At 56.2% G+C, this 16,707-nt stretch carries 17 protein-coding genes and 1 tRNA gene; 9 read left to right on the top strand and 9 right to left on the bottom strand.

Going from position 1 to position 16,707, the window contains the following annotated elements:
- Positions 1–6: 6 nt before the first annotated feature.
- Positions 7–222, bottom strand: a complete 216-nt coding sequence (locus AC2FIB_RS19115; RefSeq protein ID WP_496737020.1) for a hypothetical protein — start codon at positions 220–222, stop codon at positions 7–9.
- A gap of 241 nt (positions 223–463) precedes the next feature.
- Here AC2FIB_RS19115 and AC2FIB_RS19120 point away from each other — a divergent pair, with 241 nt between their 5' ends.
- Positions 464–1,393, top strand: a complete 930-nt coding sequence (locus AC2FIB_RS19120) for an autotransporter domain-containing protein (protein ID WP_496737019.1) — start codon at positions 464–466, stop codon at positions 1,391–1,393.
- A 67-nt stretch (positions 1,394–1,460) separates the two neighbouring features.
- Here AC2FIB_RS19120 and AC2FIB_RS19125 read toward each other — a convergent pair whose 3' ends face one another.
- Entirely contained in the window at positions 1,461–2,477 is a 1,017-nt protein-coding gene (locus tag AC2FIB_RS19125; RefSeq protein WP_496727418.1) for a Fe(3+) ABC transporter substrate-binding protein, read from the bottom strand.
- Positions 2,478–2,743: 266 nt separating this feature from the next.
- On the opposite strand from AC2FIB_RS19125, the gene AC2FIB_RS19130 reads away from it, so the two are divergent.
- Positions 2,744–3,955, top strand: a complete 1,212-nt coding sequence (locus AC2FIB_RS19130) for a GTP-binding protein (protein WP_496842618.1) — start codon at positions 2,744–2,746, stop codon at positions 3,953–3,955.
- Positions 3,952–4,605, top strand: coding sequence for a DUF1826 domain-containing protein (locus AC2FIB_RS19135; RefSeq protein ID WP_496842619.1), 654 nt, complete (start codon positions 3,952–3,954; stop codon positions 4,603–4,605). The genes AC2FIB_RS19130 and AC2FIB_RS19135 overlap by 4 nt, the downstream gene beginning before the upstream one ends.
- A gap of 106 nt (positions 4,606–4,711) precedes the next feature.
- Here AC2FIB_RS19135 and ykgO read toward each other — a convergent pair whose 3' ends face one another.
- Both ykgO and AC2FIB_RS19145 read right to left on the bottom strand, forming a co-directional pair.
- Entirely contained in the window at positions 4,712–4,837 is a 126-nt protein-coding gene (ykgO, locus tag AC2FIB_RS19140) for a type B 50S ribosomal protein L36 (RefSeq protein WP_005648635.1), read from the bottom strand.
- Positions 4,838–4,930: 93 nt separating this feature from the next.
- Positions 4,931–5,005 (bottom strand) — tRNA-Val (locus AC2FIB_RS19145).
- A gap of 149 nt (positions 5,006–5,154) precedes the next feature.
- On the opposite strand from AC2FIB_RS19145, the gene AC2FIB_RS19150 reads away from it, so the two are divergent.
- Positions 5,155–6,015, top strand: coding sequence for an N-formylglutamate amidohydrolase (locus tag AC2FIB_RS19150; RefSeq protein ID WP_496737014.1), 861 nt, complete (start codon positions 5,155–5,157; stop codon positions 6,013–6,015).
- Between the two features lie 2 nt (positions 6,016–6,017).
- Here the strand turns inward: AC2FIB_RS19150 and AC2FIB_RS19155 are convergent, their stop codons facing one another.
- Positions 6,018–7,271 carry a DNA polymerase IV gene (locus tag AC2FIB_RS19155; RefSeq protein WP_496705722.1) on the bottom strand — a complete coding sequence of 418 codons (1,254 nt, stop codon included), beginning with the start codon at positions 7,269–7,271 and terminating at the stop codon, positions 6,018–6,020.
- An 88-nt stretch (positions 7,272–7,359) separates the two neighbouring features.
- Between AC2FIB_RS19155 and AC2FIB_RS19160 the strand changes: the two genes are divergently transcribed.
- Positions 7,360–7,767 (top strand): NUDIX domain-containing protein, encoded by a 408-nt coding sequence (locus tag AC2FIB_RS19160; protein ID WP_058271371.1) that lies wholly within the window; start codon positions 7,360–7,362, stop codon positions 7,765–7,767.
- 307 nt (positions 7,768–8,074) lie between these two features.
- On the opposite strand, the gene pyrF is transcribed toward AC2FIB_RS19160, so the two are convergent.
- Positions 8,075–8,794, bottom strand: coding sequence for an orotidine-5'-phosphate decarboxylase (pyrF, locus tag AC2FIB_RS19165; RefSeq protein WP_496737012.1), 720 nt, complete (start codon positions 8,792–8,794; stop codon positions 8,075–8,077).
- 143 nt (positions 8,795–8,937) lie between these two features.
- On the opposite strand from pyrF, the gene AC2FIB_RS19170 reads away from it, so the two are divergent.
- Positions 8,938–9,258, top strand: a complete 321-nt coding sequence (locus AC2FIB_RS19170; RefSeq protein ID WP_496737010.1) for a hypothetical protein — start codon at positions 8,938–8,940, stop codon at positions 9,256–9,258.
- Here AC2FIB_RS19170 and AC2FIB_RS19175 read toward each other — a convergent pair.
- Positions 9,237–9,821, bottom strand: coding sequence for an isopropylmalate isomerase (locus AC2FIB_RS19175; RefSeq protein ID WP_496737009.1), 585 nt, complete (start codon positions 9,819–9,821; stop codon positions 9,237–9,239). The genes AC2FIB_RS19170 and AC2FIB_RS19175 overlap by 22 nt on opposite strands.
- 207 nt (positions 9,822–10,028) lie before the next feature.
- Between AC2FIB_RS19175 and clpB the strand changes: the two genes are divergently transcribed.
- Positions 10,029–12,647 (top strand): ATP-dependent chaperone ClpB, encoded by a 2,619-nt coding sequence (gene clpB, locus AC2FIB_RS19180; RefSeq protein ID WP_496842620.1) that lies wholly within the window; start codon positions 10,029–10,031, stop codon positions 12,645–12,647.
- 63 nt (positions 12,648–12,710) lie between these two features.
- Here clpB and AC2FIB_RS19185 read toward each other — a convergent pair whose 3' ends face one another.
- Both AC2FIB_RS19185 and AC2FIB_RS19190 read right to left on the bottom strand, forming a co-directional pair.
- Positions 12,711–13,637, bottom strand: a complete 927-nt coding sequence (locus AC2FIB_RS19185; protein ID WP_496737008.1) for a class I SAM-dependent methyltransferase — start codon at positions 13,635–13,637, stop codon at positions 12,711–12,713.
- Between the two features lie 129 nt (positions 13,638–13,766).
- Positions 13,767–14,582: a cyclase family protein gene (locus tag AC2FIB_RS19190; RefSeq protein WP_496737007.1), complete on the bottom strand. Its 816-nt coding sequence runs from the start codon at positions 14,580–14,582 to the stop codon at positions 13,767–13,769.
- A 336-nt stretch (positions 14,583–14,918) separates the two neighbouring features.
- Between AC2FIB_RS19190 and msrP the strand changes: the two genes are divergently transcribed.
- The gene (msrP, locus tag AC2FIB_RS19195) at positions 14,919–15,821 is read left to right on the top strand and encodes a protein-methionine-sulfoxide reductase catalytic subunit MsrP (RefSeq protein ID WP_496737005.1); all 903 of its coding nucleotides are present in this window, start codon (positions 14,919–14,921) and stop codon (positions 15,819–15,821) included.
- A 4-nt stretch (positions 15,822–15,825) separates the two neighbouring features.
- A complete protein-coding gene (gene msrQ, locus AC2FIB_RS19200; RefSeq protein WP_496737004.1) occupies positions 15,826–16,440 on the top strand; it encodes a protein-methionine-sulfoxide reductase heme-binding subunit MsrQ in 615 nt (204 codons plus the stop codon).
- Positions 16,441–16,707: the final 267 nt, after the last annotated feature.

The following is a 16,707-nucleotide window of genomic DNA, read 5'->3' on the forward strand; positions in this document are numbered from 1 at the left end:
CGATTTTCAGGTTCGGGGTTTGCGGCTCAGCAACCCGTATTTCATGGCCCAGGATCGGAATGAACGACGTTTGCGTCTTTCCGATTTCACTGCACGCTTGGACTGTGCGCCGCCTTGTCGGTTGAATTCGAACACATCAATCACCTTCTCGGCACAGCCGCAGGCTTCGCCCATGCCAACCTTGGCAAAGTAGAATTTCTCGAAACTATCCCGGTTTTTCATGGCGAGCCTCCTGACGTGATTGAACCCGTTTTGGGGGAAAACTCCAAATCACATTCCGGATGGTTGTTGAAAACGCCACGATGACCGGGTGTTTCCAAAATGCAAGCCATCAGATTTCGTGACCGCGAATTTGTTGTTTTCGTTTTTCGTAAACTAAGACTGGGTTACGGTTCGCTTAACGCCTAGCGCGTCTACAAGGATGCGCTTGCCGGCCGACAACATACGACAGGCGAACCTGCGATTGAAAAGACTTGTTGCGTACACACTGCCATTGTTCTGTGGTTTCGCCGCGTCGACCAACGCGCAAAACCTGGATCCAGACGCCTCGGAAACCGCCGCCCGGGCCGCTCTTGCGGTGCTGAGTATTGCCGCCACACCGAACGAAACACTGTCGTCCCTATCCTTTCTGAGCGCAGCCGGTGACGCGCGAAATCTGCGGTCCACACAGTTGCGCGGCGGGTTCAAACCATTGGACAACGGCCTGTATCTGGAAGGTCAGTTCGCCTATCAGAACTATAATCCGGTGGTGATATTCCCCGAAATCGGGTCTGATACCGAACTGGATGTGAAATGGTCAAGCATCGCCGCGACCCTTGGTGTCGGATGGGAATTTCCGCTCACAAATGATTGGCATATCCGGCCAGCCGCGCATCTGTCCCTTGGCCATGTCACAACGGACGCCGTGTTTTCCGATTTCCCGTTGTTTCCGACCCGCTCGAACGGGGTGGGCGAGGTGGATGGCAATCTGAACGCCTTTGGCTTCGGCGCGTCCCTGAGTCTTTTTCGCGAGGCACAGTTCGGCCGTTGGCAAGCAGAATACAAACTGCGCCAGACCTTTCTGGAGTTTCACCCGATAAACGAACCCGAGGTTGGGAATGCGCGCGCAAATTCGAACCAGACCACGTTGTTTTCGCGCTATCGCTATCCGCTGGACAAGGTCAAACTACTGGGCAGTCCGTCAAAGCTGGTTTTGGACGGGGGTGTTGTCCTCTATCACGGCGACAGCGCGATGGTGTTGGATACGGATTGGCTGGCGACGGTAGGTGTCGGAATTGAGGTCGATACCACAAAGATCGGGTTGCCCGCCGTCGAGGGCGCGCGCGTCATGCTGAACGGCGTTATCGCGGATTCGTTTTCGGGGTTTTCGGTCGGGTTCGGGGTTCGGTTCTGAACCTGCCACCAAAGGAAAAGGGCGCAGAAAACCTGCGCCCTTCTTACTGCTCTGGTTTTTGCCCAGATTATTTCCAGCCGGCTTCGTTAAAGATCTTTTGCGCTGTCGGCAGGTTTTCGGCGACGTCGGACAGGACGACCTCATCCGCTTTGAACTCACCCAGCGATTTCACCGAGTCCGCGAGCGCGACGCCTTCAACCGCGGGGAATTCGTCATTCCCGGCCGAGAAATATTGCTGGGCGCTGTCGCTTGCCAAATATTCGAGGAAGAGAACGGCATTCTCTTTGTTCGGCGCATTTGCAGCCACACCTGCACCGGACAGGTTCATATGCGCGCCATAGCTGTCCTGGTTCGGGAAGACCCAACCGATTGCATCGATATCGGCCGAGACGCCTTTGACATCTTTGCGGATTGCGCGAGCAAAGTAATAAGTGTTTGAAACCGCGATGTCGCATTCGCCGGATACGATACCCCGCAGCTGATCGGTGTCACCGCCCTGTGGTTCGCGGGCCATGTTGGCCACGATGCCTTCGGCCCAGGCCTTTGCTGCCTCGGGGCCTTCATGGGTGATGATCGATGCCAGAAGGGTCTGGTTATAGGTGTTGCTGGACGACCGGATACAGACCTGACCCTTGTATTCGGGCTTGGCAAGATCGGCATATGTCGCTGGAGGGTTAGCGACGTTTTCCTTGTCGTAGAAAATGATGCGGCCACGTTGCGAGAAGCCGAACCATTCATTGTCGCTATCCTGAAGGTTGTTCGGGATGCGTTCTTCCAGAACGGCGCTTTCGATCGGTTGCAGAATGCCGGCATTCTTGGCCCGTGAAAGGCGCGAGGTGTCGACTGTCAGCAGAATATCCGCGGGCGAGTTCGCGCCTTCGGCTTCCATCCGCGCGATCAGCTCATCGGCTTTGCCTTCGATGCGGTTGATGGTGATGCCAGTGGCCTTTTCGAAATCACTGTACAGGTTTTCGTCGGTGTCATAATGGCGCGAGGAATAAAGGTTCAACTCACCCTCGGCAGCGGCAGAAGTGGCAATCAGGGCCGACAATGCGGCGGCGAAGCAGGTAGAGGATTTGAGCATCATAACTCCCAACATTGAAATGTGCGGCGTAGTAATCCGACTGAAATTGTCAATTAAACGATTCCCGAGAGGATGCAAGGAAATCTGACAAAATTAGTTGGTCAAATGGTCGCTGTTTTATTCCGCGTATTTTCAGGTTGCCCAGATGTAGCACCATATCTATTGACAAAATGTAATAACATAACGATAGATTGTACGCCGTATCAGAGGTTTTCGCCCAAATGATGCGCCTTTTCACCTGAGTCCTTCAAATAGGTAGACACCCAATGACCGACACCCGCCTTCCCGTAACTGTTCTGTCCGGATTTCTTGGCGCAGGCAAAACGACATTGTTGAACCGCGTTCTGAACAACCGGGACGGCCGTCGCGTTGCCGTGATCGTCAACGATATGTCCGAAGTGAACATCGACGCCGACTTGGTGCGTGCCGACACTGAACTATCCCGCACGGATGAGACGCTGGTTGAGATGTCAAATGGCTGCATCTGCTGTACACTTCGCGACGATCTGCTAGACGAAGTTCGGCGATTGGCTGGCGAAGGCCGCTTTGACTATCTGCTAATTGAATCCATCGGGATTTCTGAGCCATTGCCTGTCGCCGCGACGTTTGATTTCCGGGATGAGGCCAGCGTAAGCCTGTTGGATGTTTCGCGCTTGGACACAATGGTCACGGTGGTCGATGCGGTTAACCTGTTGGAAGACTTCTCTAGCCACGATTTTCTGGCCGATCGCGGAGAAACGCTCGGTGAAGAGGATGAACGCACGCTGGTCCATCTGCTGACCGATCAGATCGAATTTGCTGACGTGGTTATTCTCAACAAGATCGCGGATGCCGGAGCAGAAAGAGTAGACGCCGCGCGGAAAATCATTCGAAGCTTGAACGCTGACGCAAGGATTATCGAAACGAACCACTCGGACGTGGCAGCCGATGAAATCCTGGATACCGGCCTCTTCGATTTCGAAAAGGCGCATGAACATCCGATGTGGGCCAAAGAACTGTATGGGTTCGCGGATCATGTGCCCGAAACTGAAGAGTATGGCGTTACCAGCTATGTATACCGCGCGCGACAACCCTTTGTGCCAGAGAAGATTCTGACGATCCTGAATGGCGATCTGCCAGGCGTCATCCGTGCAAAGGGGCATTTCTGGATCGCGACGCGCCCCGATTGGGTTGCCGAATTCTCATTGGCCGGTGCGCTGTCCTCGGTACAGCCACTTGGCACCTGGTGGGCGACAGTACCCGAAGAACGCAGACCGGATCACGAAAGCGCGCGGGCCGATATGCAAGCGCATTGGCAAGAGCCCTGGGGCGATCGGCGACAAGGGATCGTCTTCATCGGCAGCGGAATAGATTGGCCCGTGCTCAAAGCCCGGCTGGATTCGGCGTTGGTTCCGGCCGCAGCCGCGGGACGCCTAGAAGATCTTCCCGATCTGCCCGACCCATTCCCAGTTTGGCGTCGGTCAGAGGCTGCAGCATGAATTTGGTGCGTGAAGTCGTCAAAGATGCCGCAATAGGTGTCGGCATAGCAGAAACGCCCGAGGACTTGTCGGTCATTCACAACCCCGGTTGCGCCGCAGCGATTTGGCGGCGCGACCCCTTGCCCGGCTTTCAGAACTGGATCAACAAGTTGGATTCCGCACACCTGCCCAAAGCGCGCGTGATCCTGCGCCCAGAGACGGTGCGCAGCGCGGTGGTTGAGCTGGGCGAGGCGCATGGTACGCCCGAAGGTCCGGAACGTGACTTATTGGTGGATGACGTTGCCGCGATGGCAACCTTGTTTGCTGGTCTTATGGAATCAAAATGGCTTCGCCTGCGTTTGGATGTGGTAAACACAAATGCCTGCCGCAGGTTTCACATCGACGCAGTCACGTCGCGTTTGGTCTGCACCTATCGAGGGACTGGAACGCAATACGGAATTTCAAACGATGGCAACGAGCCGAAACGTGTTTTCACCGTACCAACAGGTGCGCCGATACTGTTGCGCGGAACGCTTTGGCCGGAAAGTCCGAAGTCCGGGCTTTTGCATCGTTCGCCACCAATCGAGGGAACAGGTGAAACACGGCTGGTGCTTGTTCTTGATCCTGTGGCGGGCCCGGATAAGGAACCCGACCATCTGTTCGCCCACTGATTTACGGGTTTGCCTTTGACCGTTCCGGTCTTTTTTGCGCATCAATCGTTCGAACAAAAAAACCGCGCTGAGAAGCGCGGTTTTTCTTTAACGGTATGTGCAGTTCTTAGCCCTGGCGAGCTTTGAACTTGCGCTGCGTCTTGTTGATCACGTAGACGCGGCCTTTGCGACGCACAACACGGCAATCACGGTGCCGGTTCTTGAGCGAGCGGAGCGAGTTCTTGACCTTCATGGGTCTGTCTCCAATCTGCGGCGCCTTCATCAAGGACGTGGCCAGCGCCTGGGTTTGCGGGTGTCCCGGGTCAGACCCGAAACAGTGAATAGATGGTGGGCGGTACAAGGATCGAACTTGTGACCCCTTCGATGTCAACGAAGTGCTCTACCGCTGAGCTAACCGCCCACGTAACCTTTGCGTTGCCCTGCCCCATAACGAAATGGGGCGCGGAACCCCGCGCCGGTAGCGGGGTCTATAAAAGGAGTCGCAAAGGGGTTCAAGGGGTTTGGTAGAACTATTTTCCGGTCTATGTTCAATGCGAACAAGGAGTCACCATGAAGAACGCTGCTTACGTATTGGATATGCCCGTCAAGCGCACGTCTTGCGTTGTATTTTCTTCTCCTCACAGTGGCCGGAACTACCCTGAAGCGATGCTGAACCGGACGGTTCTGAGCCAAAATGTGATTCGATCTTCGGAAGATGCATTCGTGGATCAGTTGTTTTCCGCAGCGACTGACCATGGTGCGCCCCTAATATCCGCAATAAAATCAAGAGCCTATCTGGATCTTAACCGCAGTACTGAGGAGCTGGACCCGGCATTGATCCAGGGCGCGCGCCGCCACGGTCATAACCCGCGTGTCGCTTCGGGGCTGGGCGTGATTCCCAGGGTCGTCGCCAATGGGCGCGCAATCTATCGCGGGAAGCTGACGATGGATGAGGCGCGTCTGCGCATCGACACCTGCTGGCGTCCTTATCATGCGCGTCTCAAGTCGCTGCTGGCCGAATCGCACGCGGCTTTTGGTCAGGCCATTTTGATTGATTGCCATTCGATGCCGCATGAAGCGGTTTCGATGGCCAGTACGACCACGTCCCAGCGCCCGCAGATCGTGTTGGGTGACAGATTTGGCGCTTCGGCTTCGACCGAGATTGTGGACCGGATCGAATCCGCGTTTGCCTCGGCGGGTCTGATCGTGGCGCGCAACGCGCCCTTCGCGGGCGCCTACGTGACACAGACCTACGGGCGGCCCGGGCGCAATCAGCACGCTATTCAAGTTGAGATCGACCGATCTCTGTATATGGATGAGGTCAAAATCGCGCCGAACGGCAATTTCGCTGCGTTTCAGGACGTATTGCGGCAGGTCATACGGGAAATCTCGGGTATTGGCCGCGATCCGTTGCGTCTGGCGGCTGAGTAACCTCAGCGCAAAGCCCGGCCTTTGACAATCGCATCCGTTCCGAATCTGCGCCGGATTTCATCCGTTGCGCGTTCCGCCTGAGACCGCCTTGACGCGTCGGGATCCAAAAGGTCTCCCGAGATGTCCGCCTGATCTTCGGGGCACAGATCGGATATTCCGCAACCCAACAGACGATATGGTCCTTTGTCGCCGACCTGATCGAATAGCCCACGTGCGGTGCGGTAGATGCGGTCTGCGATCTGCGTGGCGTCCCGCAACGAGACACGTCGGGTGATGACCTTGTGGTTTGCTTGTTTGAGTTTCAGGGTTACGACCCGTCCGGCCAGCCCTTTGGCTTTGGCGCGATCCGCAACTTTTTCGGACATGCGCCACAGATGCCCGTCAAGGATGTCCAGGCTGGCTGTATCCTCGAAAAAAGTAGTTTCGTTGCTGATCGACTTCATTGGCTCGTGCGAAGAGACGCGCCGTTTGTCCTGACCGCGCGCCAGATGCCATAGCCGATACCCCATAGATCCGAAGCGGGCTGTCAGTGCCTCCTGATCCCAGCGTAATAAATCCGAGAAGGCGCGGATGCCGGCACGATCCAGCGATTCCTGTGCCGCCGGGCCGATACCCCAGATCAGGCGCACCGGTTTGTCATACAGAAACTCGGCGGTCTCAGCTTCTCCAATAACTGAAAACCCACGCGGCTTGTCCAGATCTGAGGCGACTTTGGCTAGAAACTTGTTGTGCGACAGACCGATCGAGCCTGTTACACCCAGTTCGTCCTTCATCCGCTTAACCAGCCTTGCCAGCATGGCCGCAGGTGGCGCGCCATGCAGTCGCTGCGTACCGGACAGATCCATGAATGCTTCGTCCAGTGACAGCGGTTCGATCACGGGGGTCAATTCGTCCATCATGGCTCTGATCTGGCGTGACACCTCGGCGTAGACCGACATGCGAGGCTTGATGACAACGGCGTCCGGGCACAGTTGCAAGGCTTTGAACATTGGCATCGCAGAGCGGACGCCCCGAATACGCGCCACATAACAAGCGGTCGAGACAACACCGCGTTTGCCGCCTCCGATGATCACCGGTTTGTCGGCCAGATCGGGATTGTCCCGCTTTTCAACCGAGGCATAGAATGCGTCGCAATCCATATGCGCGATGGACAGGTCGAACAGCTCGGGGTGCGTCTTGATCCGCGGGCTGCCGCAGGAAGGGCAGCGCGCTTCCTGTTCCAGAATCGAAAAGCAGTCGCGGCATAAAGCGGGCATTACATTTACATCTCAGTTTTATGCGCTTTGTGATATCAGGCGTTACTGGCTAAAATTTATCTGGTCGGGCAGCAAAGAGAAAGCGCTCATGCAATTCACGGGGGCGAAGGTCGCACTGTTTCTTGGATCGGACCTGTTGGTGATTCAACGGGACGACAAGAAGGACATTCCATTCCCGGGCTATTTCGACTTTCCCGGCGGTGGGCGCGAAGGGGCCGAAACCCCGTTGCAATGCGTCAGGCGCGAAACACTGGAAGAAGTCGGTCTGCACCTCGCCAAGGCTGATTTCGTCTGGTCGCGCATGTATGGGCAAAACTGGTTCTTCGCAGCACATCGGCCACCCAGCGACGTCAACCTGATTAGGTTTGGCGATGAGGGGCAGGGATGGTGTTTGATGTCGCCGGACATTTACCTTGAGAATGCATTGGCGGTGCCGAATTTCGCGATCCGCCTACGTGACTACTTGGTCCAAGGTAGGCCGTCTTTTGACATGTGAGGTTTTCAGAAGAAGACCCCCCGCGATTGGCGGGGGGAGGTGACGGACCTCAGGAAGAGATGGTCCGCGGGGAGTATCACGTCCCCAGAATCGCGCAAATTCCGGGATTTAGATAGGATCCAGATCACACAGCGAAAACTCGCATATCTCATGTGTGTTTTGGGGCACAGGGACGATTTGGCGCGGAAATGGCAAAAAGTGACGTAAGGTCAACTACTTGAGTCGCAGAAATCGACAGTAATTGCCTGCGCGGACGCGGCCATCCGGCATCAAACCCTAAAAATTTTAACCTGCAAGGCGTCGAGAATTAAGCCCTGTTCGGTGCTTTTGCCTGCGGTGAGGCCAATTCGGCAAGGATTGCCTCGGCAGCAGCTTTAGGGTCGTCAGCCTGATAGACAGGTCGGCCCACGACGATGTGGTCCACGCCGTCTGCGACGGCATTTGCGGGTGTTGCAACGCGTTTCTGATCACCAAGCGCGGCACCTGCGGGGCGGACGCCAGGGGTCACGATCAGACGACCTTCGGCCTGGGGCAGGGCACGGATTAGCGCGGCTTCTTGCGGGCTGGCGATGACGCCGTCGGCACCGGCTTCAAGCGCGCGTGCAGCGCGTTCGACCACCAGATCCTGCACGTCGCCCTCTTTCAGAAGGCTGGCATCCAGGTCGTCGCGGTTTAGCGAAGTCAGGATGGTAACGGCCAAAATCTTAAGGTCTTTGCCAGCCGCCCCTTCCTTCGCGGCCCGAACCACATGCGGATCGCCATGCACCGTCAGGAAATCCAGATCGAACTGCCCTAGCCCGCGCACCGCATTTTCGACAGTGTTGCCAATGTCGAAAAGCTTCATGTCGAGAAAGATGCGCTTGCCGTGATCTTGTTTCAGTTCATTGGCCAGCGCCAGCCCTCCACCGGTCAGCATCCCAAGCCCGATCTTGTAGAAGGACACGGCATCTCCAAGCCTCTCGGCCATAGCCAACCCTTGTAGGGCGTTGGGAACATCAAGGGCTACAATCAGGCGATCATCGGGCATCGGGCGGGCTCCTTTTTGACAAACGTCTGCGTCCTAACGAGTCCGGGGCGTTCTGTCCATGCGATAAGGTGCGGTGATGTAGTATGTTCGGCAAATTTCAATCTGTGCTATGTTGACTCAAAATCCGGGAGAGGGGCAGAGTGATGAAGAAGATATTTATAGTCGGTGCAGTATTGATGTTGGCCGCGTGCGAAGAGGCCTCGCAGACCATTCCATCCGACACGGGTGTAGCTCAAGCCCCTACGAATGACGACCTGAGGCTATTGGGCGGCTACCGGTCCACCGATGATGACTGCCGCTTGACCGGTGAAACAGTTTTTACCGTCGATTTGCTGGACCATACCGCTGATCTTGTCTCATGCCCAACGAGCAGCAGCGCCGAAGAGTCGCTGATCGAGATGTTTAACGTCGAACGAATGGGAGAAACAGGGGGCTATACCATCTATTCCATTCCGCGCGGCTGACGGCGTCTTGCCACCCAAATGGCATTGAGCCCGATCAGGGCTATCCCCGACAACTCCATCAGCCAATTCACACGGATAAGAAGGAAATCCGTATTCAGCAAAGCGTCGAAGTTGTGAAACCCGGCGGCGCGGATTAGTACGAAACAGATTAGGACGATAAACCCGATCAAGGCTATTCCGATCTGACCAAGATGATTGCGCAATAACCAAAGACTGACGAGCGCGATCCAAAAACCGCTGAAAATCACCGCCAGAATAAACCCTATTTGCAATGACCGGCGATCTTCATACCAACCTTGTATTTGCGACAAACAGCGAGCAGTCGCTGTGAAAGCGGATTGAAGGTCCAGTTGCTTGTTGATCATGAGCGCGATCAGCAGAATAGACAATATCAGCCAGAACAATTGCACTGCTCGGCTGCTGGGTATCATCGCTGACCTGAAACACAAAGCTGCCGTGATGCCGTAGGCAGCGACTGTCACCCAACCCATAAGGCTCGGGTCTCCGATGACCGGAGACCACTGACCGGTGACACAGCTATATAGGACTTGCGGCGATACCATCGCAACGTTCTTTCCAAAAACTGTTTCGGTATCATTGGTTTGTGACAAATTCTGGCAATATTGCAAGGGTGGAATACTGGCTGTGTTATTGTGTGAATTAGTCTTGAATATACGTCGATATTACCCAGATTGAATGTGAGGCCCAGACCGACGCGTGCCGCCAAGCGGGCGCATCACATTCAGGGCGCTTAGGAAAAGGAGAATACTATGGACTTGAACAAGTTCACCGAGCGGGCACGGGGATTCGTGCAGGCGGCGCAGACGATTGCGCAGCGCGAGGGGCACCAGAGATTGATGCCCGAGCATCTTTTGAAAGCATTGATGGATGACGATCAGGGGCTGGCCAGCAACCTGATCACACGCGCCGGCGGCGCGCCGACCCGCGTGGTCGAAGCGCTGGACGCCGCGCTGTCTAAGATTCCGAAGGTCAGCGGTGATGCGAGCCAGATTTACATGGATGGTCAGACCGCCAAGGTTTTTGCCGAAGCTGAAAAGATTGCCACCAAGGCAGGCGACAGCTTTGTGCCGGTTGAACGCGTTCTGATGGCCCTGTGCATGGTGAAATCCAAGGCCAAAGAGGCGTTGGAAGCAGGTGCCGTATCTGCGCAAAAGCTGAATGAAGCGATCAATGACATCCGCAAAGGTCGCACGGCTGACACCGCATCGGCGGAAGAAGGCTATGACGCGCTCAAGAAATACGCGCGTGACCTGACCGAAGCCGCAGCTGAGGGCAAGATCGATCCGATCATCGGGCGCGATGAAGAAATCCGCCGCTCGATGCAGGTTCTGTCGCGTCGCACCAAGAACAACCCGGTTCTGATCGGGGAGCCCGGCGTGGGTAAAACCGCGATTGCCGAGGGCATGGCCCTGCGCATCATCAACGGTGACGTGCCGGAGTCGTTGAAAGATAAAAAGCTGCTTGCGCTCGATATGGGTGCGCTGATCGCCGGTGCGAAATATCGCGGTGAGTTCGAAGAACGCCTCAAGGCCGTTCTGACCGAGGTCACCGAGGCCGCCGGTGAAATCATCCTGTTCATCGACGAGATGCACACGCTGGTCGGTGCCGGGAAATCCGATGGCGCGATGGACGCCGCCAACTTGATCAAGCCTGCGCTTGCCCGGGGTGAGCTGCATTGTATCGGCGCGACCACGCTGGATGAGTACCGCAAATACGTGGAAAAAGACGCGGCCCTTGCACGCCGGTTCCAGCCGGTTGTGGTGCAGGAGCCGACTGTCGAGGACACGATCAGCATCCTGCGCGGCATCAAGGAAAAGTACGAGCTACACCACGGTGTGCGTATCTCAGACTCGGCTTTGGTGTCGGCAGCGACCCTGTCGCATCGCTACATCACTGATCGCTTCCTGCCCGACAAGGCCATCGACTTAGTCGATGAAGCGTCGGCTCGCTTGCGGATGGAAGTGGACAGCAAGCCAGAGGAACTCGATCAACTGGATCGTCAGATTCTGCAGATGCAGATCGAGGAACAGGCGCTGAAGCTCGAAGATGATGCGGCCTCCAAGGACCGTCTGGAAACCTTGCAAAAGGATCTGGCCGATCTGCAGGAGAAATCTGCCGAGATGACCGCCCAGTGGCAGGCTGAACGCGACAAGCTTGCTGGCGCGCGCGATCTGAAAGAGCAACTCGACAAGGCGCGCGCTGATCTCGAGATTGCCAAGCGTGAAGGCAACCTCGCCAAAGCGGGTGAGCTGTCTTATGGCGTCATCCCAGAGCTTGAGAAAAAGCTGACCGAAGCCGAAAATGCCGAAAGCAGCCAGATGATGGCCGAGGAAACGGTGCGTCCGGAACAGATCGCTAGCGTTGTCGAACGCTGGACCGGTATTCCGACCTCGAAAATGCTGGAAGGTGAGCGCGAGAAGCTGCTGCGGATGGAAGACGATCTGCATTCGCGCGTGATCGGTCAGGATGCGGCGGTCACTGCTGTGGCCAATGCTGTACGTCGTGCGCGTGCGGGCCTGAACGACGAAGGCCGCCCGCTGGGCTCGTTCCTGTTCCTCGGGCCCACGGGTGTAGGTAAGACCGAGCTGACCAAAGCCGTGGCGAACTTCCTGTTCGACGACGACAACGCGATGGTGCGTATCGATATGTCCGAGTTCATGGAAAAACACGCGGTTGCCCGTCTGATTGGCGCCCCTCCGGGCTATGTCGGCTATGACGAAGGCGGCGTGCTGACCGAAGCCGTGCGGCGCAGGCCCTATCAGGTCGTGCTGTTTGACGAGGTCGAAAAGGCGCACCCGGATGTGTTCAACGTGCTGTTGCAGGTTCTGGATGATGGCGTTCTGACCGATGGTCAGGGCCGTACCGTGGACTTCAAGCAGACGCTGATCATCCTGACGTCGAACCTTGGGTCTCAGGCGCTCAGCCAGTTGCCAGAAGGTGCCGACAGTGCGCAGGCCAAGCGTGACGTAATGGACGCGGTCCGGGCGCATTTCCGGCCTGAGTTCCTGAACCGTCTGGACGAAACGATCATCTTTGATCGCCTAAAACGGGCCGATATGGATGGTATTGTCGATATCCAGATGGCTCGTCTGCAGAAACGTCTGGCCGCCCGCAAGATCGAGCTGGTCTTGGACGGCGGCGCCAAGGAATGGCTTGCCGACGAGGGCTATGACCCGGTCTTCGGTGCACGCCCGCTGAAACGCGTTATCCAGCGTGCCTTGCAAAACCCGCTGGCCGAGGCTCTGCTTGCCGGTGAGATCAAGGATGGTGAGACCGTCCCTGTGACCGCAGGCTCAGACGGTCTGATTATCGGCGACCGGCTGGGTACATCAGAGCGGCCACGTCCGGATGATGCCGTAGTGCATTAAACCAAACAAAGGCCCGCCACACCGGCGGGCCTTCTTTTTTAAGTCACGTCAAAAGCAACTTGTTCAAGCGGGTCGCAGTTGAACAAGTGAGAAAGATGAGGCGTCCAAAGAATCCATAGGGAAATCCATCGTCTCTGGACCCAGCCCCAATTCGCTCAAGTATTTTTCGGTCCCGCTGCGTCCAAATATGTGCTCGAGCACAGAAAACCCTTGTTCAGACGCGTAGGCGCTGACCTCACTGGGAGAGATGTTGAAACGAAAGGGTTCACCGACCCCGGCCACCGCATTTCCGATACTGTCGACTTCCTTTTGCGCTTGCGATGCTGCGGCGGTTGACGCGTATGTCGTCAGAAATCGCGTTTCATTTGCACCATTCGACCGGACCATTGTGTAGACATCTGCAACTTCGGGCGGTGCTACATATTCCAGCGAAACCTCAGCAATAAAGACCGTGCCCAGTTCATGGTCGTAACCGAGAGACTGCAACTTATCGAGCGTTGTCTCACGAGAGAAATCAACCGCCGTATATCGAACGTTTGGTGGAACGCCAAAATTTGAACTGACCAAAGACCGCTTGGCTTCGATGGTCTCGGGGCGGTCGACCTCGAAAACTGGAATGTGGCTGTGACTGTTGGACAACCTCAGACCCAGCGTATCTAGGCCCGCGCCAAGTACTACGATCTGACGCGCACCATTCTTGATTGCAGTAAGCGCGCGGTTTTGCATGAAAGTCTTACGCCAAAGAACCGACGCGACGAGGCGACGTGCCACTGACCGGTCATCGGCGAACTTGAGTACGGTTTCCCAGTCGGTAGCTTGGTCCAGGACCTCGGGTCCCTCGGTAGAACCGTTGCGAAACAGCTGCTCGGCAAATGGGTCGTAGAATACGCGTCGGTATGTTGGGTTACGGTTTACCAAGGCGCAAAAAGCGCAAACCCCAAGGGCGGTGCGGCTTAGCCCGGGAATGGCACTTTGCGGAACATAAAACATAAAAAGCTCGCTTCAATTGTCTGTATGATAACGTAGCTGAATACCCTACCAATTGGCAGAGTTCAGATTATCCGGTCAAAGTCGCCAGTCTTTTGGAGATAAGGCCCGCCAGCAGGCGGGCCACTTCGTTCAAACCATTGCAAAAATGCGCGCAGGTCCCCCGGTGCCACCAGCATGCTTAGGCGCGCCAATCACCAACGTCGCGCCAGCGGCCGGCACACGATCCAGACCGGCGATATTCTCGATCCCGAAACGCCCCGTGGGCAGCCATGCATAATGGGTGGCGAAGTCGGTTGAGATGCCGTGGTCAAGAGACAGCGTGTCTGATGCAATGGAGCGCGCGCCGGTCTCTTCGATCAACATCATTGCGGCTTCGGGGTGGAAGCCGGGGTAATGTTGTGCCTGACCGTCGAAACCGCGATAGGCGTCGCTGTCGGCTTTGGCGGCCCAACCGGAATACAAGGCCACGCAAGCGCCATCAGGAATATCGCCGTTGGCAGACATCCACGCCTTCAGATCATCCGGGGTTAGCAGCGTATCAGCATCCTCGGCGGCCCGGGCCGCGATGTCGACAACGCATAGCGGCGCGACAAGATCAGAAACCGGGATTTCATCCACCGAGGCACCGTCCGCTGAAAAGTGCAGCGGCGCGTCGATATGTGTGCCCGTGTGTTCATTGACTGTCAGGCGCTGCAGGTTAAAGCCGTGTTCGCCAAAATTGAAAACCTGTTCGGACGCATACCCTGGTTCGCCAAAATAGGTTGGGAAATCGGCGCTGATCGTATGGGTCATATCCTCGACCTTACCCTCACCAGCGGCAAGGGCGAACGATGCGCTGGTGCCAGTTGCGGCAACAGCCACACCAGAGGCAGCGGCAGCTTTGAAGAATCCTCTTCTTGAAAGCATGCGGTCTTTGACCGCGTTCATCACGCAGATGTCACACATTCGTCTTCTCCCTTTAGTCTTGCCCGACAATCGGGTGGACAGCGGATCTAAGGGCCTGTTGGCCAATCCTGGCAACAAGACTGCAAGTTGCGTGAAGCAGTTGTAAAGATTGAAGGTCCGGGTATTCCGCCTGAATTGGGCGTTGCGAGTTCAACTTGGCGTGACAGGTGCTAACGGTTTTGGCGCAATTCACCCTCGGGGATGTCTGAGGTGGATTGGTATGGACTTGGCGTGAAACGTTACAGTCTCTTCTCCCAATCGTGACGCATGTTGCCTTGGCGGTGTGGTATCAGCGGATTAACTGGAATCTCAGGCTAGCTTACCAAGGAGACTTAAATGGCGCATCGCTGGACCAATACACTGACACATGCCGACGTCACGCCACAGGCGGCGTTCTTGAACCGGCGGCAGGTGATGGCCGGCCTGGCAGGTGTAGGATTGGCGGGGCTAGCCAGACCGGCGGCGGCACAGGAAGTTCTGGAACCCAACACCTGGGAAGAGATCACCTCGTACAATAACTTTTATGAGTTCGGCACTCGCAAGGACGATCCCGCGAAATACGCGCATACTCTGGTGACCGAGCCCTGGAGCGTCACAATCGACGGTTTGGTCGACAAACCGGGTGACTATGATATCAAAGACATCATGTCCGAGATGACGGTTGAAGAGCGCATCTACAGATTCCGGTGTGTTGAGGCTTGGTCGATGGTGGTCCCGTGGAACGGGTTTGAACTGGCTGATCTGCTGAATATGGCTGGTGTGCAGGAAGGCGCCAAGTACGTGGCGTTTGAAACAGCATACCGTCCCGATGAGATGCCGGGCGTTCAATTTCCGATCCTCGAATGGCCCTACCGGGAAGGTTTGCGCCTGGACGAGGCGATGCACCCACTGACCATCATGGCGACCGGCATCTATGACAAACCCATTCCCAACCAGAATGGCGCGCCTCTGCGTCTGGTGGTGCCGTGGAAATACGGTTTCAAGTCTATCAAGTCTATTGTTCGCATCACCGTTTCGGATGTTGAACCGCCCACCAGTTGGAACATGTCCGCTCCGCGCGAGTATGGTTTCTATAGTAACGTGAACCCCAACGTGGATCACCCACGCTGGTCACAGGCCTCGGAACGTCAGATTGGCGGCGGTCTCTTTGCTAAGCGTATCCCGACGCTGATGTTCAATGGATACGAAGAAGAGGTCGCCGGACTTTACGACGGTATGGATCTGAAGGAATTCTACTAAGACCATGCAGACGCTGAATCAGATATTGCGCCGCATTCCGGTGTGGCTGGTCTACTTGCTGGGGGCGCTTCCGGCCCCTTGGCTGTTTTACCAGGGGCTGACCGGCGGTCTGGGCGTGGATCCGATTGAGGCATTGGAACACCGGTATGGCGAACTTGCGCTTCAGCTGTTGATCGTCGTGTTGGCAATATCGCCGCTGCGGCGATTCTTTGGGCTGAACCTGCTCAAGTTTCGCCGGGCGCTGGGCGTGCTGACCTTTGCCTATGTCAGCCTGCATCTTTTGGTGTGGCTGGTGCTGGACGTGCAGCTGCCCAGTCAGATCTGGGCGGATATCTTGAAGCGTCCCTATATTACAGTCGGCATGGCAGCGTTTATCCTGATGATCCCGCTGGCGGTAACGTCAAACAACCTGTCCCTGCGCAAATTGGGGCCCCGTTGGCGCATCCTGCAGAGGCTTGTCTTTCCCGCCGCGATTCTGGGCGGGCTGCACTATGTTATGCTTGCCAAGGGATTTCAGATCGAACCGCTGGTCTACCTGTCTCTGATCGTTAGCCTGATTCTGCTGCGCATTCCGGTTTCCGGCCTGCTGACTCGGTTTCGCCCGGCCGATTCCGCCTGACTCGCTGTCGAGTCTGTGAGTAACTCTGTCTAAAGCTCCAGATTCGCTGCCGGTTGCTCTGACGACCGCTTTTATTGGAATGGCCATTAGCGTATAAATTATTGATTTTACGTAATAAAATTGGATTTTTCGGTTTTTTGCAAGTTTATCGAATTTTCTGCTTGCGGACTTATGCGGTTATACTTAGAACCCCCTTCACCGGCGCTGCTGAGGCGGCGCTGACGGGTCGGAGAGACGGCCGGACGCATCGGAGAGACGGTGGGCATC

The organism is Ruegeria sp. YTSA072, assembly GCF_059610285.1.